Consider the following 23,819-nt stretch of genomic DNA (forward strand, 5'->3'; position numbering starts at 1 on the left):
ATAATATGATATGATAATTCTACATTGTCTATTGTGATAGACTACACAAAGGACCGAAGAAAGTTTCTAAAGACGTTAGGTGCAAGCAGTGCAAGCCTTGCTCTGGTTTCAGCACCGACGTCAGCACAGTCGAAAGAAAAACTCACCGGTGTTTCATATGATATGAAAACACATGAATTATTGTCAGATGCACAAGCTAACGTTGTGCGCACAAATGGTGGAATACACGGAGATATAAAAGTGGGAGATTCAACATTTCCGATCAACGTTGATGACTCTGAAGCAATCGCTAAAAAAGATACAGCGACAGATGATCGTCGATACAAACACAAACTTAGCAGTGAATACGCTAATAACGGGGTAAGATCTCAAATTTTCCTATTAGACAACTCAAAATGTCTCGCAGGATATTTGAGTGTACACAATTCGAATCGACGGACAAAATTTGATCGTGTTGGTTTCTGCTTAATGGAAGATTATCAATCAGCTCGGAATACTATCGGTGGTGGTAACTGATGCCTCGAAATGTTGGCGGTTTTCACTTTAAGAAGGATAATTTCTACGGAGACTTTGGAGGAGAACACCACTGGCGATGTGAAGTAAGTGCAGACCACTATGGAGGTGATGGAACACCATATTACCAATTACCTGATGACGATTGGAAGCGGTTTTTCGTCTCAGGATGGTTCACAGGATGGCCAATTTCACCATGGGATACAGATGTCACTTTTGAGGAATATCGAACCACAATGGAGGTTCGTGACGGTAGTTCCAATGATACAGAACTTCGTTCACCGGAACCTGATCCCTGGGAAAACCAACATGAAATGTTATTTGATGTAAATATAACTATTGGATTTGGACCGATAGGTATCAGTCACTCTCTCCAGGCTTCATCTATGTCGTTTACTGACAATTACAATGGGAATCCATTTTGGCATCATTGGGAAATTCCTACCGGAGACATGCCTATTGGTCGGAACGATGCCCACGGATGTTCAGTTGTTGCTGACACACGTCTTCCACCAGGGAGCAATGTTACGCTTACAGGCTGGAACAGTTCGACGTATAGCTATGTAGATCCGTCCTGGGCAGGGATTGCATTTAGGGACACAAGTGTTCTCGGAGGGTTCTGTCACTTCGATGTCGTAAATGATTGAGACTTTAACAATAATTCTTTATAGTTTGGATTGATATATATTTCATGCATAAGATTACCCGTCGGCAATTGCTCACTGTGAGTGTCGGAGGATTTGCTTCACTTGCGGGTTGCCAGTCACGCGCTCTATTCAACTCTAAAATAAGTGTTCACATTCAAGTTGCGAACTATACTGACGAAAATCATGAAGTTTGGGTTCAAGCTACTTCCAGCGGTAAGAACAAGGATAGCATAATAAATAAAACATTATTGATGAGCCCAAATAGTGTAAAAGTAGTTGACGCAGAAGTTCTGGCGGGAGTTTATCAACACACAGTAAGTGTCAATGATGTTGATCCAGTCTTAAAGAAAAAAGTTTCATGGGAAATTGACAAATCTGATTGTACCCGTAACAGTTCAGTCGCTATCGTTCCTAATCAAAAAAGACCTGAGCTACTTTTGAACGCACAATCCTGTTCTGATGAATAATAAATTAGATCCTGAATTGTTGATTGAATCCTTTTTATACTGAGAAAGACATTTGTCCCTTTTTGAATAATTGTGTCGCATGATCCCGAACTATACGGACAAGTATGATGCAGACACGCTCTTTTCACCCCGAGACGCTGTCGAAGCGCAGGATGACGGACTACCCGATATCCCTCCTGCTGTAATTCTTGGCTATCAAGACGAACTCACCGACGTAGTGCGTGAACGTGCAGATTCGACGGTGGACATCGTACGCTCACAATATCTCTATCTACTCTCTGACGCTGTAGGGTATGTTCCGGTCCATGAATGGGGTACGGTGCCCCAGTAACTGCAAGTCACGGAGAATCTCATCGCAGGGGGTGCTGAGATCGTAGTGATGCTAGGCGGCTGTGCTGCACTGCAGACAGAGATCACTCCCGATGCAGCGATTCTTCCAACGGAGTCGATTCGGGACGAAGGAGTCTCCTATCACTATCTGCCACCAGATGAATCGGTAACAGCGACTGAATCACTCGTCGATTCCCTTGACGAAGCCCTCTCAGAGGCGGGATTCGATACCCCACGAGGACGGACATGGACGACGAGTGCGATGTACAGAGAGACGATTCCTGAGATTGAACAGTATCGCGATGAGGGAGTGGTGTCGTTATGTATGGAATCGGCCGCCTTCTGGGCGGTCTGTGAGTACCGAGATGCTGATGCTGCGACGGTGCATGAGATCGGCGACTATTTGACGCCCGATGATTGGGTTCCGGATTCAGACGCGGAACGAGGATTACCAGAAATGCTTGATCCGACCATTCAAGCCCTAGAGAATCATTTGAACGAAGAATAGTCTCACCTGAACGACCCAATTAGAGGTGCAAATCGACTGTTCCTCAAACCCCACTTGGGACAGTACCGGATTGAGCTCAGCCCTAATTACCATCTATAATCTCGGTCTCTCAAGCGTCCTCTGGAATTTCGGCCTCCGTCTCGATTTCAATCAGCATCTCTTCGTAGAGGAGCTGTGCAACACCGACCATTGTTGCCGCTGGGTAATGTGGGTGCTCGAAGAACTCGGCACGCACCTCGTGGATGTGTACCTGCGTCTCCGGTGAAAGCACATCCTCTCGAACAAAGAGCCGGAGCGTCGTCACATCGGCCATGCTTCCTCCCAGATCGGCGAGATCCTCTTGAATTTGTGCCAGAATGCCTCTGGTTTGCTCCTTGATGTCCCCTTCAGGATATCCTGTACCGGAGAATATGACCTTCTTGTAGCCTGGACGGTGGGTAACGACTCCATAGGACATCTGCAATTCGTCAATCTCATCGGACTCAACGTCACCCCACATTCCCGGGAGAATAGCTGTTTTCTTCATATCAATACATATAATGCCCATTATAAATAATCTGGGAGCGTATAAATTCACCTGCAGGATACCGTTCTTCGATTAGTTTATCCTCTGTATTCAGCATGCCGCTTGTGATAGCAGCTCGGCAACGTGCTGCACCGCTGTAAGTGACAGAGCGCAAGTCGGTCGGACGAGTCGCAAAAAGATTGGTGACACGACTCTTCGACGGGATTCTATTCGACGTATCTAGCAGGGGCTGAGAGGCCAAATTCGTCGGCTGTTCCTGCATCGATTCTCTTTGCGGTGTATATGTCTGGTTTGTAGTATAGTTCGTGAGTAACGTCGTGCTCGTCTCGGAGGTGTTCCCGGACGCGGGTGACATCGTGACGCTCGAAATAGTTGGGTGTGTAGACTGTGAGAATGTACTCATCGTACATCGGCAGTTCCTCGTATCCGAATGCAGTCATAGCCTTTACCGCCCAAATGATGCCTGCCTCTGCGTCAGAGAGCAGTTCAGGCCACAACTGTTCGATACGATCTGCTGACCCTGTCACTTGCCACTTGCCGATCGTTTTCTTCTGTTCGAGTGCTTCGCGGTCAATCTCGCGAACGGCCTCGCTGTCTGCTGGTGGCAGGTCATCAGACTCAACGTCTTCAGGGCGTGTAACATCGTGTTCGGAGAAATAGTCATCACCACCAATTTTGGGTGAGTCACTCACATCTCGACTACGGAGCCAATACGGTTCTGTCTCGGTGATTTCAAGCGGAGACTGCATGGTCTACTTCATCTCAATGTCGAGCGGGTTTGAACAACAATGCTTGCCAGACAGAGTGAAAGTGAAACTAAATCTATAGTGTCTGCTAAGATATCCACCTGACTAGAGTTCAGCAGAGCTGATGGATACGACCTCAGTAGTTAGCACGATCCCATCTATCACAGATATTGCTCAGACTCGCTCGCTTTATTTCTTCACACATGATACGTTTCGAAGTCTTGCCCAAGCTCGTATCCAGAGTTAGTTGCAACTACTCGCATCTCATCGGTTGACATCCGTTGGAGATGCTCACTGAGATTTAGAAGTACTGTCTGTTCAGCGTTTGCAGACTCCAAGGCAGCACGAAGATCCGCTTTCGAACCATGCCCTTCTGCTCGAAAGAGCGCTGCACCTTCAGCGAACAATAGGTCTGCATTTTCATACTCACGACCCCCCTCGCGCTCAGGCAAGAATGTCCCCATATCGGGAGCGTACACAACCTTCGTCTCGTCGTGATACACGGCAAAGCCGAGCGTATCGAACATGGGATGTGCATGGTCGACAGGAAACGGAACCACTCGCAAATCTCCAACCTGAACTGCTTGTCCATGGGAGAGTAACTCGAGATCAAGGCGATTTGCGAGATGGCTATTTGAGTAACTCAAATGGAGACATGCTGTTGGACTCAGGTGGACTGCAAAACTCGCCTCGTGTGGTCTCTCGTCCGCTGTGAACTCATCCGGATTGAGCATGTGTTCATCGAACGCCATCGCTGCGTGATTGAGCTCATGAAGGCCCCCAGCATGGTCAAAATGATGGTGCGTGACGAAGAACGCATCCACATCTGTCGTGTTCGTCGCATTGAGTTGTTCTTTCACATCTGGACTGACATCGAGCACGACAGTAGCGTGGTCTGTTTCTACAGCGAGTCCTGGCCGCCGCCGTTGCTGACTGGTTTCACAGTATGTGCAATCGCATAAGGGTGCAGGAACCCCAAGAGCCTCTCCTGATCCAAGTAAGGTGACTTTCATACCAAGAACTGTCACAGATAGTTCTAAAACGTCGTCGATCGTGCAGATGTGACTGCATGAGCTTTGGACTGATATCTGAACTTCTATTCTTCACTCGAGATCGGGTGTGCCCACACCCGCTTAGTGCAACATGGAGCAGTGAGACAAATGGCTCCCGACCAGTTTACTCTTCGCGTACCAATGGACCGAGTTTACTACCGTCTGAAAAACGGAAGTAGCATGCTCACCGCCGCTACCCGATCACGAACCGAATGGAATGGGTGTTTATCATTCCACCACCATTTATAGCGAGAACTGTAGTGTGGCAGGAGGGAACCCCAGAATCCGAGCACTCTACGGGCATCGAGAACCGAGGCTTCAACTCCCCGTCGGACCATGCCCCAGTATGCAAACCTGTCGAACGCTGCTCGTGGACGCGTTCACGGACGAACCGCTGGCCGGAAACGCGGCCGGTGTGGTCCCCGACGCCGACGATTTGACGGCCGACCAGATGCAGGCCATCGCCCGCGAACTCTCGGTGAGCGAGACGGCCTTTTTTGTCGACAGCGAGGACGCGGACCGTCGGGTTCGGTACTTCACGCCCACCACCGAAATCGACCTCTGCGGTCACGCGACGGTAGCCTCACACGTGCACCTGCTCGAAGACGACCGCATCGAACCGGGAACGCACGCGCTCGAAACGAACGTCGGCGTGCTGGACATCGACGTTGAGGCGGACGGAACCGTCTGGATGACCCAAGACGACCCCGAAGTCGAGCCCGTCGATATCGAGTACGAACAACTGGGTGCGGCGCTCGGCATCGACCCGGCGGCGCTCCGCGATGTGGGCGAGGACCTCCCGCTGGCGGTTTCCTCGACGGGACTTCCCATTCTCATCGTCCCCGTCAACTTCCTCGAACACGTCGGCGGCGCGGACCCTGACATGGAGGCCATCGAGGCGCTGGGCGAGGCGGTCGGCGCGCTCGGCGTCTACGCCTTCACGTTCGACGCCATCGAGGCGGACTCGACGCTTCACGGGCGGATGTTCGCCCCCGCGGTGGGGATTCCGGAGGACCCGGTGACGGGTACGGCGAGCGGGTCGGTCGCGGCGTATCTGGACACCTACGACGCCTTCGACAACGAGGACGAATCCGAGAATTTCCCGGACGAACTCCGCTTGGAGCAGGGCCACTTCGTTGACCGACCGGGCTACGTGCGCGTGCGGGTCGATAATGAAACCGGCGTGCGAGTCGGCGGTCGGGCGACGACCGCGCTGGACGGCAGTTTGGTCGCCCCCGACGCGGCGGACGACGACATCATCGAGTGCTGACGACGGACGCGAACGACGTTATCGAACCCGACGATAGTCGTACGCTCCCCGGATGTTTTCGTGAAAGTACGACCCGTGTGAGCGGGCGCTCAGGAGTTCCTGATACACAGATTGGGGAACGTCGGCGTACCGATACACGCCGCCGCTGTGGAACTCGATCTCGAGCGTCTCCTCCTCCGGGTCGTAGCCGACGCTCGCCAAACTGGTCGAATCTACGGGCGTCCGGGTTCGCGTCACGGACGCCAGCATGTCGTACGGGACGTAGCCCACGACGCCCGCGTGGCGTCCTCGGAGGATGATTCCCTCGCTCCCTTCCTCGAACTCGTCGCACTCGATTCGTTCGCCGTCGCGTGTGCGCGCTTTCATCGCCGAAGCCACGATTCGAACGACCCTCAACGCATCGGCTCGTAAATCATTGCTGTAAGTTATGCAGAGGCACAGAAAGTTATTTATGTATAATCGCCGTCTTCTATGGTGTACCAATCCGGACGGTTCTACACGTTCAATATATCCAGTCCGTCTTGCCGTCCGGGTGGTCGGAGAAGCCATGACTAACAGCGAGACGCCAATCGAAACCGGAATTTCTACAGCCGCACCAAGCACGCACGACCTGTCGAACGTCTTCGACGCTTTGCAACGCCCGGAACGTCGAACTGTCCTATCGTTCCTTCACGAGTGCGACGCCGACACCATCGAGTTAGACGAACTCGGAGCGCACGTTTCGTCTCGATTGACCGGTACGGACGAAATCCTCGTCCGGTCGATGCTTCATCACCACCATCTTCCCAAGCTGGCGGACTACGGGTTCATCGATTACGACAGAACGACCCTCGAAATCCGTCCGTGTGCCGACGTCCATGAGCTACTTCCCCTGTTCGTAGAATGACGAAAATCGCCCCCAGCGTCCTGATGCCGATTCCAGAGTATATTCGGTTCTGAGTTACTTTTCCACGACGAACTGGTCGGAACATTCTTTATGTACCTGCTTGTTTCCCCCCATACGCAATGGTTGTACTCTGGCTGGACGAAATCAGTGCAAACGACCTCGAACTGGTCGGTGGCAAGGGGGCCTCGCTCGGTGAACTCACCGGTGCGAACCTCCCTGTCCCGCCGGGATTCGTCGTGACCGCCGAAACCTATCGACGGTTCATCGAGGAAACCGGTATCGCGGAAGAGCTGTTCGAGGCCGCTGACGTCGACACCGAGGATTCCGCGGCACTGGCGGAGGCCGAGTCGCGGGCGGAAGAGCTCATTCTCGGTACCGACATTCCTGAAGACATGCGCGAGGGTATCCTCGCCGCCTACGACGACCTCGACGACGGGAAGGCGTTCGTCGCCGTCCGCTCCTCCGCGACGGCCGAGGACCTCCCGGACGCGTCTTTTGCAGGGCAACAGGAGACGTTCCTCAACATCACGCGCGACGATCTCGTCGAGCGAGTGAAGGAGTGTTGGGCGTCGCTGTTCACCCAGCGCGCTATCTACTACCGACAGGAGAAGGACTTCGACCACAGGAAAGTGGACATCGCCGTCGTCGTCCAGCGCATGGTGGACGCCGAAAAGAGCGGCGTCATGTTCACCAGCCACCCCTCGACCGGCGAGCCGAAGATAATCATCGAGGCCGCGTGGGGGCTCGGCGAGGCGGTCGTTTCCGGGTCCGTGTCGCCCGACAACTACGTCATCGACCGCGAAACCGGTGCGGCCGAGGACGTCACCATCGCCGACAAGAAGGTGATGCACGTGAAAGACCAGGACACCGGCGAGACGGTCGAACGAAGCGTTCCCGACGATAAACGGAACGCACGCGTCCTCTCGGAGGCCGACATCGACCGGCTCATCGAACTCGGCGAGGAGGTCGAGAGCCACTACGATACCCCACAGGACGTGGAGTGGGCTATCGTGGACGGAGAGGTCTTCATGCTCCAGTCGCGTCCGATAACCACCATCAGCGACAACGGCACCATCGAGGCCGAGTCGTCCGAGGGCGTCGCCGACGGCAGCGGCGCGGCCGGAGCGGTCGGCGCGAGCGGGCACGAAATCCTCGTCGACGGACTCGGGGCCAGCCCCGGTATCGCGAGCGGCGCGGTCCGACTCGTCACGAAACTCGACCAACTCGACAAGGTGCGCGAGGGCGACATCATCGTCACCGAGATGACGACGCCCGACATGGTGCCCGCGATGAAGCGCGCGGCGGGCATCATCACGGACGAAGGTGGCATGACCAGCCACGCCGCCATCGTCTCGCGCGAACTCGGCGTCCCGGCCGTCGTCGGCTGTAGCAACGCCACCGATTCCCTCGAAGACGGGCAAGTCGTCACGTTGGACGGCGACAAGGGAACCATCCGCGAGGGCAAGCCCGAACGAGAGACGGAGCGCGAACCCATCGAGGAGGCACGACCGAAGACCCCCGTCAAACCGATGACCGCGACGGAGGTCAAGGTGAACGTCTCCATCCCGGAGGCCGCGGAACGCGCCGCCGCCACGGGAGCCGACGGCGTCGGCCTGCTCCGAATGGAGCACATGATCCTCTCGACCAACAAGACGCCCGAACGCTACATCGAGGACCACGGCGTGGACGCCTACGTGGACGAAATCGTGGAGGGGATCCGCGGCGTCGCCGAGGAGTTCTACCCCCGACCCGTCCGCGTTCGCACGCTCGACGCGCCGACCGACGAGTTCCAACAGCTCCAAGGGGGCGAGAACGAACCGAACGAGCACAACCCGATGCTCGGCTGGCGCGGCATCCGCCGGAGCCTCGACAAGCCCGGCGTCTTCCAGCACGAACTCGACGCCTTCAGCGAGCTGTACGACATGGGCTACGACAACGTACAGATCATGTTCCCGCTCGTCAACGACGCGGAGGACGTCCTCCGCGCCCGTCGGTTGATGGCCGAATCGGGCATCGACCCCGACAAACGCTCGTGGGGCGTGATGATAGAGACGCCCGCGAGCGCGCTCCAAATCGAGGAGATGGCACAAGCGGGCATCAAGTTCGCCAGTTTCGGCACCAATGACCTCACCCAGTACACCCTCGCGGTGGACCGCAACAACGAGAACGTCGCCAACCGGTTCGATGAACTCCACCCCGCCGTCCTCGAACTCATCGGCCAAACCATCGACTGCTGCCGCGAACACGACATCAACACGAGCATCTGTGGGCAGGCCGGGTCGAAACCGGAGATGGTTCGCTTCCTCGTCAACCGCGGCGTGTCGTCCATCTCGGCAAACATCGACGCCGTGCGCGACGTGCAACACGAAGTCAAACGCGTCGAGCAGAAACTGATGTTGGATTCGGTGCGGTAACGAACAATCCGATTTTTCGAAAGATTTCGGAAAGCGCTCCAAATCCGTATTTGCTCGCCGCTAAAGCGTGGTTCGCCGGGCGAGCAGTAGGGAGGATAGCTTATTCACCGGAATAGATTGGATGTGGTCTACCAACCACTCGTTTAAAAAGAAACAGTACAGCAGTATCCGACGCTACGAGGAGAACGATACTCACAACGATAATCACAACTTGAGTCGGGGTCGAGAGTAATCCAAGGGAGACGATAAGCGTCGTTGCGCAGGCGGGAGCGTGAATCATGTCGGTTGCAATCATCGCCCAACTAGTGAGAACAATCGAGACGACTGCACTCGCAACGAGATGAAATTCTTCAGCTGAGCGGGCGGGTGGCAGTGCTGTGATCGCTGCACCATCTCCAAGCAAATGAAACGCAACAAATCCGGCAACACCGCCGATGAGATGACCCCCGACAATCCGATACACCTGTCGTCGGTCTCTCCGGCGCTCGAACGCCAGCACGAATGCAGATGGGCCAAGGCTCGGGAAGATAAACGGCTCACCGCTCATCCATGCAACGAATCCGAGAACGGCAAACAAAAATCCTGCATAGAGACCGGTTTCTACGTGCTGTCTCATACCGATTTGTCAGCCCCTTCCATCGATACACCCTTTGTAGACGTATCGAAGACAACTGTTGTATGTACTTCTATTCGCTGTCGGTGCCGACCGTGAACCAGTCATCCTACTCCGACGACGTTCATGAAATTTTATATATAAATCCGAAGAATTGTCGCGGGAGATGAATTGGAAACCGCTCGGAACCGCCCTCCTCACCGCGATGGTTCTCGTTGCAGGCTGTCTCGGTGGTCCCGCCGGTTCCGGGACGACGGACGGACGGAACGCGACATACGCGGCGACCGGAACGACGACTACGACGATTTCCCCGGCGAACGCTGACCTCCCGCCGGGCGTCACGACCGACGGGATTTCGGACGTGGACGCGCTGGTTTCGGCGCACGAATCCGCCCTGCGCGAAACCGGCTTTCGGTTCGAGGCCCGCCAAACGTCCCGCGCGGACGGCAAAACCACAGTCGCCGTCCAGCACGGCCGCGCCACCGCGGGGCTGTCCACCGTGTTCACGCGGTTGAACATGACCGGTAATTTCCACTATCGGAGTGCGGTGTGGAAGAACGACTCCACCGTGATTTCGCGCGGCGCGAGCGAGGAGGGGACGCGGTACCGAATCCGTCCGCGAGAAGAACGCGGCGTGGCGAAGTCGAACACGATTCGGTCGATACTCCACTCCGGCGAGTTCGCCATCGACCACGTAGCGAGCGCCGATGACGGAATCCGAATCACGCTTCACGCCGACCGGTTCTCCGGGAACGGCGGCTTCGAGAACGTCACCGATTACGACGCCACGCTGGTCGTGGATTCGGCCGGTCGCGTTCACCGCTTCCATCGGTCCATCGAAACCGATGGGCGAACCCGGTCCATCGACTTCGAACTCCTCGCGGCGCGCTCGGACGCCATCGACCGTCCCGAGTGGACCGACGAGGCGGGGCGGGCGGTCCGCGCCGACCTTCGGACCACGACTGACTCCGGCCGCCTCGAAATCGAACACCACGGCGGCGACGCGCTTCCGGCCGGTTCGAGCATCGAACTCGGCCACAATGGAACGACGTACGCAGCGACGTTCGAGCACGCGCTTGAACCCGGCGAGACGGCGTACTTTTACTTCCCGCGCGACGGTGGCGATCCGATGCTGACCCGGACCGACCCAGGTCGTGACGCTGGCACGCGGTTCGAGGGCAGTTATTCGCTGACCATCGTCACCGCGTCCGACGTCATCGTCCAGTTGAGCGGCTTTTCCGTCGGGTACGACGAGTCGAGCGCGCCGTAGCGAGTCGTCGCGTAACGGAACCAATAAACGGGTTGCGTCGAATTCTGGGGTATGCAGGTGGCCGCGAGCCAATCGTTCCGCCGGGTACTTTCCTCGATGTGTACCGAACCGCATCCGGCGGCGCGCGACGCCGCCGAACGATTCTTGGCGTCGAATCCGGGCGACCCGACGACGTACCCTTCCGTCTCGGCGTTGGAGGATGAGGCCGTATCACTGCTCGGTGATATCTCCGGGCTTTCGAATCCGCACGGCTACGTCGCGAGCGGCGGCACGGAGGCGAACATCCAAGCGGTTCGAGCGGCGCGTAACCTCGCGGCGACGGACGACCCCAACGTCGTTGCGCCCGAGAGCGCCCACTTCAGCTTTCAGAAGGCAGCGGACGTGCTCGGCGTCGAACTCCGACTCGCGGCGGTTGCGGACGACCGCCGCGCCGACCCGGACACGATGGCCGAACTGGTGGATGACGACACCGTTCTCATGGTCGGAATCGCTGGGACGACCGAATACGGGCGCGTAGACCCGATTCCAGCCGTGGCGGACATTGCCCACGATGCGGGAGCACTGCTCCACGTTGACGCCGCGTGGGGCGGTTTCGTTCTTCCCTTCACCGACTACGAGTGGAACTTCGAGCACGCGGCCGTGGACACGATGGGCATCGACCCGCACAAGATGGGGCAGGCGGCGGTTCCGGCGGGGGGTTTTCTGACCCGCGAAAAGCGCGTCCTGGACGCGCTGGCCGTCGAAACACCGTATCTCGAATCGACCTCACAAGCCACCTTGACCGGAACGCGAAGCGGCGCGGGCGTCGCCAGCGCGTGGGCCGCGATGGACGCGCTCTGGCGTGACGGCTACCGCGAGCAGTTCGAACGCTCACAGGCGAACGCGGAGTGGATAGCGGACGCCTTCGACTCGCGGGGCTACGATGTGGTCGACCCGGTGCTCCCGTTGGTCGCGATCGACGTCCCGCGCGAGACGGTCGAAGCCCTGCAGGAGCGCGGTTGGCGCGTCTCGCCGACCGGCTCGGGCGAACTCCGAATCGTCTGTATGCCCCACGTCACCCGCACGATGCTGGAGGAGTTCGTCGCGGATTTGGACGCCGTTCGCGCGTAATCGTCGTCGGTTACGACTCGGCTGGCCGCTCCGACTCCTCCACCGGCGCGCCGAGCGCGTTTCGTTTGACGCTCTGTATCCCTTTCTTCGCGGCTTGTTTCGACGAGTAGCCCTCGCCGCCGTCGGCGATGATGTTCCCGTTTCGGTGTACGAGTCGCCAGCGCCACTCGCCGCCGTGGTCCTCGTACACTTCGAACGTCGCCTGCGCTGGCGGGCGGAGCGCCTCCACGACGCTCCCGTCCTCCTGCGTCACCGCGACGGGCCACGAATCGGGCTCGGTGCCCGTCTCTCTCGTCGTCGATTTCCCCACGCCGCCCCTGTTCGCCAATCGGCCGACGAACCCGACGACTGACGACCCGTACTCCTCTATCAACTCCGCGCTGAGGCGTTTCTCCAGCATCGATTCGCCGTCGCGGGTGACGGCGATTTCTCGCCCGCGGAGTTCGACCGTTCCGGCCGACTCCTCCCACTCCCCGTCGCGTCGATACTCGACCGTCGCCGTCACCGCCGAGCCGTCGTCCGTGTACGCCACCCGCATTTGCAGCGTCGGATGTACCGTGACGCGGTATTCTCTGTCCGAGTTCACACCCTCGATTCGTCACGGGTCGGCATCAGTCTGTTTGCTATCGAGGAGCTCGTTTCGGGGTCCAATCTCAACCTTTACATCGGTCGATTGCGGACCTACTCCTGTGCTCGATATCCTCGCTTCGGTCGTCGATGTCGCCACGAACGGCGTCGTTCTCGGGTCCCTCGGGGGGTTGACGGATGCCGTCGAACATGCGACGGGATGGTTCGGTCTCGTACTTATCGCCATCTACTCGTTCCTCATCTCGTTCCTTCTTCCCCTCCCCAGTGAGGTCGTCCTCCTCGCCCCGCTCGACCTCGGGGTCGGCAAACTCGGACGAATTTCGCTCATCATCCTTCTCAGCGGTCTCGGCAAGGCCGCAGGGAGCGTCTTCGCCTTCCACATCGGTCAGGAGGCGAAACAGTCCGGTCCCGTCATCCGCGCGCTCCGCGGCTCGAAAATCGACATCGTGGAGTGGTCGGAGCGAAAGACGGTCGGTCTCGCTCAGAAGTGGGGGTACCTCGGACTGGCAGGGGCGCTGTGCGTCCCCGGCTTCCCCGATACCATCTCCATCTACGCGTTTTCGATTCTCGAAACGGATTACGTGAAGTTCGCGCTGGCGTCGTTCGCCGGGAGCGTCGGCCGACTGGTATTGGTGACGCTCGTCGGTGCTGGCGTCCTGTCGCTTTGAAGTGGACCCGACGGGTCGGCGTCGATACCGTCGTTTCTCCGACGTTCCCGTCCGCTCGCTACGAAATGAGTTTACTTGCGAGGATGCTCCGAGTGGAGCAACAGCGAAGCAGCCCTCGAAAGCCCCCACCCGCTCGCGGTCGTCGGAAGACGTTCCTGCTCACTTCGTTCGCGGGCGTGCGACTTCCGTGGTCACATTCACGTCCGTTCATGTGACCGCTGTGCGGGATATTCTGGCCTTTCCGCGCCGGAAGAGCTCTGCTCTTCCGAGCCGCCCGGCCAGAATAGTGGCCCGCACACCAACCACGCAAGCGCGAGTTCAGTCGGAGCGAAGCTCCGACAGCGTCCCCCTCACTCTGTTCGCGGGACCGGGCGGCCCCGTTCATCTCCGCGAGGAACGAGCGGAGAGTTGAAGGGCTCCGCCTTTCAGAAGTCCACCCAGACACAGCCACCGCACAGCACCGCAAACCGCATCAGCCACACCCTCCCCAGCCGATTCGTTTCACTCCGAAAGAGCACGCTCTTCCGTGCTCTCGTTCGTTGCACTCACGAGAACTCCGTTCCGCTCATCCACCGTCAGAGCAACGCTCTGACGAGCCATTCGTTCGTTCCGTTGTCACTCACGAAGACCTCGCACGCTTCAACGGGGGGGACTCGGACGATGGCTCGCGGCGGTGCCGCTCGCTTGCGAGGTTTCGAAGAAACCTCGCTGTCTTCGTCGCCCCGCCAGCGCGCGCCACCGTAGATAACTCGGATTTCTGAAACCGATGATCCTATCCTCCTTCCAGCGGGCGAGCGTTTATATACTGTCACGAACCTATCGCACGGTATGTGCCGGACGGCTCACCTCACTCGGATGCCTATGCGCGGGCAGCAGTAGCGTCGGGTGAATCCTTCTGGGCCGGTTGTCGGTCGGTATCCGGGGTGAAACCCGTCCGTTTGGAATATTCGGAGAGCGACCGCTACGCGAACGACCCCACCAACCATCGAAGACAGCACATCACGCATGACGAGACGAAATCAGGAGCGACGGACGGGACAGGAGAGACGGAAGCGACGGCAGACGGAGAAATCGGCGGTTTTTACACCCACAGAAACGGAGTCGATAGCATGAGTCACGACGACTATCCCACCGAGGAACCCGCGGTGGTGACGTGCGGACTGCCCTACGCGAACGGGGAGTTGCACATCGGCCACCTCCGAACCTACGTCGGCGGCGATGTCTACTCGCGCGCGCTCGAAACGCTCGGCCAACAGACCGCGTTCGTTTCGGGGTCGGACATGCACGGCACGCCGGTCGCCGTCAACGCCGAGAAGGAGGGCGTCTCGCCCCGCGAGTTCGCGCTTCGCCACCACGACAAGTACGAAGCGACGTTCCCCAAGTTCGACATCGAGTTCGACAACTACGGTCATACCGACGACGAGACGAACACGGAACTCACCCAGGAAATCGTCCGCAAACTCGACGAAGAGGGCTACATCTACGAGAAGGAGATCAAAGTCGCGTGGGACCCCATCGAGGACGACCCGCTTCCGGACCGCTACGTCGAGGGGACCTGCCCGTACTGCGGTGCCCACGCCCGCGGCGACGAGTGCGACGAGGGCTGTGGTCGGCACCTCGAACCTGGCGAAATCGAGGACCCGACGAGCATCCGCACCGGCAACCCGGCGGAGTACCGCGAGCGGACGCACAAGTTCTTCCGCGTCTCGGAGCTACAGGAGTACCTGCAGGGGTTCATCGACCGCCTCGAAGGGACGAGCAACGCGAAGAACCAGCCCCGCGAGTGGATAGAGGGCGAACTACAGGACTGGTGTATCTCCCGCGACATGGACTGGGGCATCGACTACCCCGGCGAGGATGATGGTGCGGAGGATTTGGTGCTCTACGTCTGGGTCGATGCACCCATCGAGTACATCGCCAGCACGAAGCAGTACACCGAACGCGTGGGTGCGGACACCTACGACTGGGAGGAACCGTGGAAGGACGCGGGCGAAATCGTCCACATCATCGGCCGCGATATCATCCAGCACCACACCGTCTTCTGGCCCGCGATGCTCCACGTCGCCGAGTACAACGAACCTCGCGCCGTCATGGCGAGCGGCTTCGTCAACCTGAATGGCAAGGGCTTCTCGACGAGTCGCAACCGCGCCGTCTGGGCCGACGACTATCTGGACGAGGGCTTCGCCCCGGACCTCTTGCGCTACTATCTCGCCACCAACGGCGGCTTCCAGCAGGACGTGGACTTCTCGTGGGACCGCTTCCAGGAGCGCGTCAACGGCGAACTCGTCGGCACGGTCGGCAACTTCGTCTACCGGAGCCTGCTGTTCGCGGCGCGGAACTACGACGGCGCGCCGGACGCCGAGACGAGCGACGAGGTGCGCGAGCGAATCGAAGACGCGATAGACGAGTTCACCGCGGCGGTCAACGACTACTCCATCAAGGACCTCGGCGACGCCGCGACCGCGCTCGCCGCGTTCGGCAACGAGTACATCCAGCGCAACGAACCGTGGAAGCTGACCGACGAGGACCCCGAACGGGCCGAACAGGTCATCTACGACTGCGTGCAGCTGTCGAAGGCGCTCGCCGTGCTCCTCGAGCCGATTCTCCCCGGTAAAGCCGAAATCCTCTGGGCGCAACTCGGAGAGGACGGCTCGGTGCACGAGACCGTCGTCGCGGACGCGCTCGCCGCGCCGCGCGGCGACTTCGGCGAACCCGACGAACTGTTCGCCAAAATCGAGGACGAGCGCGTCGAGGAACTGAACGAAACGCTCGACGAACGCATCGAAGCGGCTACGTCGGACGAGGACGAAGCCGACGACGAACACGTGAGTGACCACAAACCCATCTCGGACGACCGAATCAGCTTCGACGAATTCCAAGACCTCGACCTCCGTGTCGGCCGCATCGAGTCGGCGGAACCGATAGAGGGTGCCGACGCCCTCCTTCGACTCGAAGTCGATATCGGCCCCGAAACCCGGCAGATAGTCGCCGGTCTCAAACAACTCCACGACGTGGAGGACCTCGAAGGGAAGAAAATCGTCGTCGTCGCCAACCTCGAAAAGGCCGAACTGTTCGGCGTCGAGAGCAACGGCATGGTGCTGGCGGCGGGCGAGGAGGCCGACCTGTTGACGACCCACGCCGACGCCGAACCGGGCACGAAAATCAAGTAGTCGCGGTTTAGAGGTCGTCTACGAGCGTTGCGAAGTCCTCCATCGGAATTATTTCCATCGTCTGCATGTCGAGGCCGTAGCGTTCGATGCACAGCGACGCTCGGTACGCGGCGTCACGGTCCTCGGCGTCGATGACGAGGAGGAAATCGTACTCCCCGAGGATTGCGTACGTCGATTCGAGCGTCGCGCTGTGGGTTTCCAGTTCGCTTCGGACGTCCCCCCAAATCGATGCGAGTTCCTGTACGTTCTGGTAGTCCCGTTCGACGGTGACGAGCGAGGCGTACGTCGACATATTTTCCCGCTTTGAAGGCAACACAAATATCGATTGTGGCCGGACGCGTCGCCGTTTGAACTCGGGCGCGAGTTAACTGTAGGGTTTTTTTGGGGGCACGCACCAATCATCGCGCATGAGAAACGCGAAAATCGTCTGTACCCTCGGACCCGCGTCCGATTCCCGGAGCACGGTCCGAGAACTCGCAAACGCCGGTATGACCGTCGCGCGGGTGAACGCGAGCCACGGCTCGCGCGAGGACCGAGCCGAACTCATCGACACGATTCGCCGCGTCGACGAAGCGACCGAAAACCCGCTTTCGGCCATGCTCGACCTGCAAGGACCGGAGATTCGAACCGCCGAAGTGGACGAACCCATCACCCTCGAAACCGGTTCGACCGTCCGGTTCGTGGAGGGCGACGACGCGACGCCGGAGGAGGTCGGCCTCTCGGTATCCATCTCGAACGCCCAACCCGGCGACGCCGTTCTTTTGGACGACGGCCGAATCGAGACGGAAGTCGAGGGTGTCGAGGACGATGCCGTCGTCGCGCACGTCGTGAGCGGCGGCGAGTTGAGCAGTCGGAAAGGCGTCAACGTCCCCGGCGTCGAACTCGGACTGAGCGTCGTCACGGAGAAGGACCGCGAGGACCTCCGTCTCGCGGCCGAGAAGGGTGCCGATTTCGTCGCCGCGAGTTTCGTCCGCGACGCTGACGACGTGTACGAGGTCAGCAAGGTACTGGAGGAGTTCGGTGCCGACATTCCCATCATCGCCAAAATCGAGCGGCGCGGTGCGGTCGATAACCTGGACGAAATCGTGGACGCGGCCTACGGCGTGATGGTCGCCCGCGGCGACCTCGGCGTCGAGTGTCCGATGGAGGACGTGCCGATGATTCAAAAGCGCATCATCAGGACGTGCCAGCAGGCCGGAGTTCCGGTTATCACCGCGACGGAGATGTTGGACTCGATGGTCCACTCCCGACGGCCGACGAGGGCGGAGGCGTCCGACGTGGCGAACGCCGTCCTCGACGGGACCGACGCCGTGATGCTCTCCGGTGAGACGGCCATCGGCGACCATCCGATTCGCGTCGTGGAGACGATGGACCGCATCGTCCGTGAGGTCGAGGAGAGCGATGAGTACGACGAGACGCTCGAACAGCGCGTCCCGATGAGCGACGACACGCGCACCGACGCCATCGCTCGCTCGGCCCGCTACCTCGCCCGCGACATCGGCGCGAGCGCGGTGGTCGCCGCCAGCGAATCCGGGTACACCGCGCTGAAGGTGGCGAAGTTCCGCCCCGGCGTGCCGGTCGTGGCGACGACGCCGAACGACAGAGTTCGACGGAAACTCGCCCTCTCGTGGGGCGTCAACGCCCAGTACACCGACCTCGGCCACAGCGTCGAAACCATCGTGGAGGACGGCGTGCAGGCCGCGCTCGACGCCGGTGTCGCGGAGAGCGGTGACACGGTCGTCGTCCTCTCGGGCATGATGAGCGAACTCGACGGCTCGGATACGGCGAACATGTTGAAGGTGCACGTCGCCGCGGAAACCATCGCGACGGGGCGGAGTGTGGTTCGCGGGCAAACCGTGGGACCGGCGGTGCGGTCTTCGACCGGCGACCTCTCGGAGGTTCCGTCGGGGGGCATCCTCGTCCTCGAACCGGATTTCGACGGCGAGTTCACCGGCGATACCTCACGCCTCGCCGGTATCGTGGATTCCCGTCCGGGGATGACCGGCTATCCAGCCTTGATCGCGCGCGAACTGGAGATTCCGATGATAAGCGGCGCGCCGCTCGGCCCGACCGTCAGCGACGGCGACGAGATCACCCTCGATGCGGAACGCGGCGTCGTGTACGACGGCGACGTTCGCTCGTACGACCGCTCGTAGCCAGCCTTTTGGTCACCGGACCCGTATCCTGACGTATGTCCGACTGGAAGTACGACGTGGACGATGTTGGTGAGGATGCCGACGATGCGTCTCCCGACGTTTTCGCCGAGAGCGAACCTCTCGAACCGGGGTCCCCTTCGGCAGAGAACGTGCTGTTCGTGCTGCTCGGTGTTCTGACTGTCGTCTTCATGTTTCTCCACGTCACCGGCGTCGCCTAACCCACAAACCCTTAATCGTTCGACACCAAGGCCCACCCATGGCATCGCCCTTCGATTCGCTTGCGCTTTTACTCGTCATCGCGGGTGCAGGGCTCGCGTTCGCGGAGGCGCTCATCCCCGGTGCACATTTCATCGTGGTCGGTATCGCCCTCCTCCTCGCCGGATTGCTCGCCCTCCTCTTTCCGCCGCTCGCCCAGCCGTTCGTGCTCTCGTTCCTCGTTCTCGCGTTCGGCGCGCTCGCGTTCTACGGCTATCGGAACCTCGACCTGTACGGTGGCAAAGGCTCCGGTCGAACGAAGGACTCCGATTCGCTGAAAGGAACGACCGGTCACGTCACCGAACGCGTCACGCGCTCGGGCGGACAGGTGAAACTGGAAAGCGGCGGCTTCAACCCCTACTTCGCCGCTCGGTCGATGGACGGTGAAATCCCCGAGGGGACGGAAGTGATGGTCATCGACCCCGGCGGCGGTAACGTCGTCAAGGTCGAACCCATCGATTTCATCGAGGACGCCATCGACCGCGAACTCGCACGCGAGCGAGCCGGCAAAGAGAAGGAGACGGAAGAACTGTAATTATCTCTCCCTTTCGTGTCGAATAATATGGGATAAAGTAGCAGAATACTTAACAAGTATCTCTCCCAACATCCGAACGTAATGCTGCCCACAATACCCCTGCAGAGCGCTCCCATGACTGGGGGCTTTATGATAGTCGCACTGCTGTTGTTACTGCTCGCCGTCGTCACCATCTGGCAGGCAGTCGAAATCGTTCAAGCGACGGAAAAGCGAGCGCTGACCGTCTTCGGTGAGTACCGCAAACTCCTCGAACCGGGTATCAACTTCGTTCCGCCGTTCGTTAGCAAAACCTATCGCTTCGATATGCGGACACAGACGCTCGACGTGCCGCGCCAGGAAGCCATCACGCGCGACAACTCGCCCGTGACCGCCGACGCCGTGGTCTACATCAAGGTGATGGACGCGAAGAAGGCGTTCCTCGAAGTCGAGGATTACAAACGCGCCGTCTCGAACCTCGCCCAAACGACGCTCCGTGCCGTTCTCGGTGACATGGAACTCGACGACACGCTCAACAAGCGCCAAGAGATCAACGCGAAAATCCGCCGCGAACTCGACGAACCCACGGACGAGTGGGGGATTCGCGTCGAGAGCGTCGAAGTCCGTGAAGTCAACCCGTCCAAGGACGTCCAGCAGGCGATGGAGCAACAGACCAGCGCCGAACGGAAGCGCCGCGCCATGATTCTCGAAGCGCAAGGTGAACGACGGAGCGCCATCGAGAAAGCGGAGGGTGACAAGCAGTCCAACATCATCCGCGCGCAAGGTGAGAAACAGAGCCAGATCCTTGAAGCGCAGGGTGACGCAGTTTCCACCGTGCTTCGCGCGAAATCCGCCGAATCGATGGGCGAACGCGCCGTCATCGAGAAGGGGATGGAGACGCTCCAAGCCATCGGCGAGGGCGAGTCCACGACGTTCGTCCTGCCGCAGGAGCTCTCCTCGCTCGTCGGCCGCTACGGCAAACACCTCACCGGCAGCGACGTCGCCATCGACGGCAAGCAGGACTTGGAAAGCCTCGACTTCGATTCCGAGACCCGCGAACTACTCGGACTTGACGACATCGATGAAATCCTCGGCCAGATAGACGAGGAAGCCGAGATGGACGTCGAAGCGATGGAAAAGGAAGCACAGGCCATCAAGGAAGGCGAAGACAAGGCGAACATCAAGAGCGCCGACGAAGTTATCTCGGAGATGGACGCCGAGATGAAGTCCGGCCAAGCAGAATCGTCCGACTCGGAGTCCGAAAGCGAACTCGAAACCGAAGTCGAATAACAGTCCTCCACCGTCCGACTCGTTTTCGGTCCGACCGTTCGGTCATTGTAACTGTCTGTCAAGCGAAGCTGTTTTACGTTCCCCAGTTGTACGGATGTGTAGATGGTTCAGCCCGGGAACGTCGATGAAAATAAGCGTGCGACGCTCCGCCGTTTCGCGGTTTTGGGAGCGGCAACGCCATTGACGAAGCTCGCTGATGGGAATCACAGCGGCGAGCGAAGCGAAGCCCGCGACGCGATTGCGGGCTACGTCACGACGACACCGGGCGCACACTTTTCGAAGGTACGCGACGACCTCCAACTCGGAACCGGCGAGACGCAACATCACTTGCGACAGCTCGTCGAACTCGGCGTCGTCGAGAGTCACCGGGACGGCGATTACAGGCGGTTTTTCCCCGCCGGGAAGTTCTCCGCGTTCGAGCAGGTCGCGTTGAGTTACCTCCGGCGCGACACCCCGCGGGGCATGCTGATAGAACTCCTCCGCACCCCCGACGCCACCGGCGGCGACCTCGCGGCCGCCCTCGACGTTTCGCGGCCCACGGTGAGCAAGTACGCCGCCGATTTGGACGAGAAGGGACTGCTCTCGCGTGAAGACGGGTACGCCGTTCGTCACCCGGAGACGCTCATCACTCTGCTCGTTCGGTACGCTGACTCCTTCGACGCGAACGCGGAACAGTTCGCGGGCGAGGCGGCGAATCTGATTTCGTTCGACCCGTGAAATCCGACGTTTCCGTTCGACTCTCGAACATCTCCGTCCGTTTGATTGGTTCGAGATGTGACGAAGAACCGACTAGACGACCGTATCAATGCCGGTAAAATCGTGCCGATAAAAGCAGGTTCGACGAAACGGATGGATGACAGTTCCGACGATATCGGCGATGAAACCCACTGGGGCGACGCGTTCTCGCTCAGGCGCTGACTTTCCACGTCGTCGAGGAGGAGTACCCCCACTTCTCGACTTCGACGTCGAAGTTTCCTTCCGCGATGGCGGTCATGTTCGTGCCGACTTCCTTCGCGGTGAGTCCGAGTTCGTCGCCGATGAGCCGCGATTTGAAGTACGTTTTTGTCGTCCCGTTTTCACGAAGGTACCGGAGGATACGCTGTTGTTTGTCAGTAAGCGTGGTCGTGCCAGCAGTGGTGGTGCTCATACTCCTATAGTGGGAGGATACGACCTTAGTGGGTTTGGTACGAGTGGTTAACGCAACGCCGTCTTGTGATTTCCTCTTCAATCCTTGTGAATATAATTCCTCCCGTGGGGGTGGTTGGTACGGTTGGTTAACGCTCGGTTGTAAGCGGGTTCGCACGTGCAATCCTGACAGTCATGGCCCAGAAGCTACTTACGGTGCGAGGGTGAGACAGTTTCATAATGAGCGGTGGTTCTGTAGAGGTGAGCGTCGTCCTTCCGTCGTACAACGAGGAGGCGACGATAGAGAACACCGTCGAGACGACTCTCGACACATTGGAATCGTTTCTCCCTCCAAATAGCTTCGAGGTAATCGTTGCTGAAGATGGCTGTGACGACCGGACGCCGGAAATCGCGGACCGAATGGCGGAGCAAGACGAGCGCGTCCGCCACTTTCACAGCGACGAACGGTTAGGGCGTGGGGGAGCACTGAATCGGGCGTTCGAGTCCGCGAACGGGGAGACGCTGGTCTACTTCGATACGGACTTGGCGACGGACATGCGACACTTGGAGGAGTTGGTCGAGAGCGTTCGCTCCGGCGAGTACGACTTCGCCACGGGGTCGCGTTGGATGCCCGAAAACGTCGCCGACCGTCCGGCGAAACGTGACATTGCGAGTCGCGGATTCAACGGCCTGACACGACTGTTCCTGCGTTCCGACCTGCGGGACCACCAGTGCGGGTTCAAAGCGTTCGACCGGACCGCCCTGCTCGACGTGCTGGCCGACGTCGAGGACAAACACTGGTTCTGGGACACGGAAGTCCTCGTTCGCGCACAGCGCAAGGGATACGAAATCAAGGAGTTCTCGGTGGACTGGACGCCGAAGGGCGACACGAAGGTGGACCTCGTTCGGGACGTGTTCGGGATGGGGAGCCAAATCGGTCGCTGCTGGTGGGAGTTCTCCGTCGAACCGCGTATCACCCGGAGCGTCTCCATGGCCGTCGGCGTCCTGTTGACCATCATCGCCGTCGTGCTGATGGGGAAATACCTCCCGCTGGGAAAAGTCCTCACTCAGATGGAGAGTGCGAACCTCGCGCTCGTCGGTGCCGCGGCCGTGATTTACGTCTTCTCCTGGCCGCTTCGCGGTGCGCGGTACAAGGACATCCTCGAAGAACTCGGCTTCACGGAAAGCGTCGGGTTCCTCACGGGCGCGATATTCATCAGCCAGACCGGGAACCTCGTGTTCCCCGCCCGACTCGGTGACGGCGTGCGCGCCTACGTGATGAAGGCCCGCCGCAACATCCCGTACCCGTCCGGCTTCGCATCGCTCGCGGTCGAACGGGTCTTCGACCTGCTGACGATAACCGTCCTCGCCGGGGTCGTCCTCATCGGACTGACCGTGACGGGACAGGCGGCCGACATCGTGCAGGCCGTCACCGGCGCACAGCACGCCGAGGCCGCACGAACCGCGGTCTACGTCGCGGCGGGTGTCGGCGTCGCCGCCATCGCGGCGGTCGGCATCATCGTGGCCAGCGCCCGCTCCGACAGCAACTTCGTCCGCTCGTTCGTGACGAAGATCAGTTCGGACTCCTACGCGAATCACATCGCGGGCATCGTCGAGCGGTTCACCGGAGACGTGCAGACCGTGGCGAGCGACCGGACGGCCTTCGCTCGCGTCGGCGCGAGCAGCCTCGCCATCTGGTCGCTC

At 59.4% G+C, this 23,819-nt stretch carries 25 protein-coding genes; 17 read left to right on the forward strand and 8 right to left on the reverse strand.

Features of this window, described 5'->3' with window-relative positions:
• Positions 1–33: 33 nt before the first annotated feature.
• The 4 genes from BG842_RS29390 (at position 34) to BG842_RS32315 (ending at position 2,465) form a co-directional block, all read left to right on the forward strand.
• The gene (locus tag BG842_RS29390; RefSeq protein WP_139136267.1) at positions 34–516 is read left to right on the forward strand and encodes a hypothetical protein; all 483 of its coding nucleotides are present in this window, start codon (positions 34–36) and stop codon (positions 514–516) included.
• Positions 516–1,160, forward strand: coding sequence for a hypothetical protein (locus BG842_RS29395; protein ID WP_139136268.1), 645 nt, complete (start codon positions 516–518; stop codon positions 1,158–1,160). The genes BG842_RS29390 and BG842_RS29395 overlap by 1 nt, the downstream gene beginning before the upstream one ends.
• 44 nt (positions 1,161–1,204) lie before the next feature.
• Complete coding sequence (locus BG842_RS29400) at positions 1,205–1,627, forward strand: hypothetical protein (protein WP_139136066.1); 423 nt, start codon at positions 1,205–1,207, stop codon at positions 1,625–1,627.
• Between the two features lie 352 nt (positions 1,628–1,979).
• Positions 1,980–2,465 (forward strand): hypothetical protein, encoded by a 486-nt coding sequence (locus BG842_RS32315; RefSeq protein ID WP_256388574.1) that lies wholly within the window; start codon positions 1,980–1,982, stop codon positions 2,463–2,465.
• Between the two features lie 109 nt (positions 2,466–2,574).
• Here the strand turns inward: BG842_RS32315 and BG842_RS25405 are convergent, their stop codons facing one another.
• From BG842_RS25405 to BG842_RS28435, 3 genes are all read right to left on the reverse strand, one after another.
• Positions 2,575–2,991: a RidA family protein gene (locus tag BG842_RS25405; RefSeq protein WP_175424292.1), complete on the reverse strand. Its 417-nt coding sequence runs from the start codon at positions 2,989–2,991 to the stop codon at positions 2,575–2,577.
• Positions 2,992–3,197: 206 nt separating this feature from the next.
• Positions 3,198–3,740 carry a putative phosphothreonine lyase domain-containg protein gene (locus BG842_RS25410; protein WP_069452972.1) on the reverse strand — a complete coding sequence of 181 codons (543 nt, stop codon included), beginning with the start codon at positions 3,738–3,740 and terminating at the stop codon, positions 3,198–3,200.
• Positions 3,741–3,934: 194 nt separating this feature from the next.
• Entirely contained in the window at positions 3,935–4,750 is an 816-nt protein-coding gene (locus BG842_RS28435; RefSeq protein WP_083252746.1) for an MBL fold metallo-hydrolase, read from the reverse strand.
• Between the two features lie 385 nt (positions 4,751–5,135).
• Here BG842_RS28435 and BG842_RS25425 point away from each other — a divergent pair, with 385 nt between their 5' ends.
• Positions 5,136–6,059, forward strand: coding sequence for a PhzF family phenazine biosynthesis protein (locus tag BG842_RS25425; protein ID WP_069449615.1), 924 nt, complete (start codon positions 5,136–5,138; stop codon positions 6,057–6,059).
• An 18-nt stretch (positions 6,060–6,077) separates the two neighbouring features.
• Here BG842_RS25425 and BG842_RS25430 read toward each other — a convergent pair whose 3' ends face one another.
• Positions 6,078–6,425, reverse strand: a complete 348-nt coding sequence (locus tag BG842_RS25430; protein WP_083252410.1) for a KTSC domain-containing protein — start codon at positions 6,423–6,425, stop codon at positions 6,078–6,080.
• A gap of 181 nt (positions 6,426–6,606) precedes the next feature.
• Between BG842_RS25430 and BG842_RS25435 the strand changes: the two genes are divergently transcribed.
• Positions 6,607–6,945: a hypothetical protein gene (locus BG842_RS25435; RefSeq protein WP_069449616.1), complete on the forward strand. Its 339-nt coding sequence runs from the start codon at positions 6,607–6,609 to the stop codon at positions 6,943–6,945.
• A 119-nt stretch (positions 6,946–7,064) separates the two neighbouring features.
• Positions 7,065–9,359: a pyruvate, water dikinase gene (gene ppsA, locus BG842_RS25440; RefSeq protein WP_069452975.1), complete on the forward strand. Its 2,295-nt coding sequence runs from the start codon at positions 7,065–7,067 to the stop codon at positions 9,357–9,359.
• A gap of 100 nt (positions 9,360–9,459) precedes the next feature.
• Here ppsA and BG842_RS25445 read toward each other — a convergent pair whose 3' ends face one another.
• Positions 9,460–9,975, reverse strand: coding sequence for an HPP family protein (locus BG842_RS25445; protein ID WP_069452976.1), 516 nt, complete (start codon positions 9,973–9,975; stop codon positions 9,460–9,462).
• Between the two features lie 163 nt (positions 9,976–10,138).
• On the opposite strand from BG842_RS25445, the gene BG842_RS25450 reads away from it, so the two are divergent.
• Positions 10,139–11,242: a hypothetical protein gene (locus tag BG842_RS25450; RefSeq protein WP_069452977.1), complete on the forward strand. Its 1,104-nt coding sequence runs from the start codon at positions 10,139–10,141 to the stop codon at positions 11,240–11,242.
• Between the two features lie 51 nt (positions 11,243–11,293).
• Positions 11,294–12,352 carry a tyrosine decarboxylase MfnA gene (mfnA, locus tag BG842_RS25455; RefSeq protein ID WP_069452978.1) on the forward strand — a complete coding sequence of 353 codons (1,059 nt, stop codon included), beginning with the start codon at positions 11,294–11,296 and terminating at the stop codon, positions 12,350–12,352.
• Between the two features lie 10 nt (positions 12,353–12,362).
• On the opposite strand, the gene BG842_RS25460 is transcribed toward mfnA, so the two are convergent.
• Positions 12,363–12,938, reverse strand: a complete 576-nt coding sequence (locus BG842_RS25460) for an HVO_2922 family protein (RefSeq protein WP_254663482.1) — start codon at positions 12,936–12,938, stop codon at positions 12,363–12,365.
• 103 nt (positions 12,939–13,041) lie between these two features.
• Between BG842_RS25460 and BG842_RS25465 the strand changes: the two genes are divergently transcribed.
• Both BG842_RS25465 and metG read left to right on the forward strand, forming a co-directional pair.
• Positions 13,042–13,608 (forward strand): YqaA family protein, encoded by a 567-nt coding sequence (locus tag BG842_RS25465; RefSeq protein ID WP_007979540.1) that lies wholly within the window; start codon positions 13,042–13,044, stop codon positions 13,606–13,608.
• A gap of 1,109 nt (positions 13,609–14,717) precedes the next feature.
• A complete protein-coding gene (metG, locus tag BG842_RS25470) occupies positions 14,718–16,778 on the forward strand; it encodes a methionine--tRNA ligase (protein WP_069452985.1) in 2,061 nt (686 codons plus the stop codon).
• A 7-nt stretch (positions 16,779–16,785) separates the two neighbouring features.
• On the opposite strand, the gene BG842_RS25475 is transcribed toward metG, so the two are convergent.
• Entirely contained in the window at positions 16,786–17,070 is a 285-nt protein-coding gene (locus tag BG842_RS25475; RefSeq protein ID WP_069452979.1) for a GYD domain-containing protein, read from the reverse strand.
• 115 nt (positions 17,071–17,185) lie between these two features.
• Here BG842_RS25475 and pyk point away from each other — a divergent pair, with 115 nt between their 5' ends.
• From pyk to BG842_RS25500, 5 genes are all read left to right on the forward strand, one after another.
• Complete coding sequence (pyk, locus tag BG842_RS25480) at positions 17,186–18,934, forward strand: pyruvate kinase (RefSeq protein WP_069452980.1); 1,749 nt, start codon at positions 17,186–17,188, stop codon at positions 18,932–18,934.
• A gap of 35 nt (positions 18,935–18,969) precedes the next feature.
• Positions 18,970–19,152, forward strand: a complete 183-nt coding sequence (locus BG842_RS25485) for a hypothetical protein (RefSeq protein ID WP_007979533.1) — start codon at positions 18,970–18,972, stop codon at positions 19,150–19,152.
• Between the two features lie 38 nt (positions 19,153–19,190).
• Positions 19,191–19,724, forward strand: a complete 534-nt coding sequence (locus BG842_RS25490; protein WP_007979531.1) for an NfeD family protein — start codon at positions 19,191–19,193, stop codon at positions 19,722–19,724.
• A gap of 81 nt (positions 19,725–19,805) precedes the next feature.
• Entirely contained in the window at positions 19,806–20,990 is a 1,185-nt protein-coding gene (locus BG842_RS25495; RefSeq protein WP_069452981.1) for an SPFH domain-containing protein, read from the forward strand.
• Positions 20,991–21,092: 102 nt separating this feature from the next.
• Positions 21,093–21,707 (forward strand): MarR family transcriptional regulator, encoded by a 615-nt coding sequence (locus tag BG842_RS25500; protein WP_007979526.1) that lies wholly within the window; start codon positions 21,093–21,095, stop codon positions 21,705–21,707.
• 190 nt (positions 21,708–21,897) lie between these two features.
• On the opposite strand, the gene BG842_RS25505 is transcribed toward BG842_RS25500, so the two are convergent.
• Entirely contained in the window at positions 21,898–22,137 is a 240-nt protein-coding gene (locus tag BG842_RS25505; protein WP_007979522.1) for a hypothetical protein, read from the reverse strand.
• Positions 22,138–22,355: 218 nt separating this feature from the next.
• On the opposite strand from BG842_RS25505, the gene BG842_RS25510 reads away from it, so the two are divergent.
• A partial coding sequence (locus BG842_RS25510) for a flippase-like domain-containing protein (RefSeq protein WP_069452982.1) occupies positions 22,356–23,819 on the forward strand: 1,464 nt, incomplete at its 3' end.

Origin of the sequence: Haladaptatus sp. W1 (assembly GCF_001723155.1) — an archaeon.
GTDB lineage: Archaea > Halobacteriota > Halobacteria > Halobacteriales > Haladaptataceae > Haladaptatus > Haladaptatus paucihalophilus.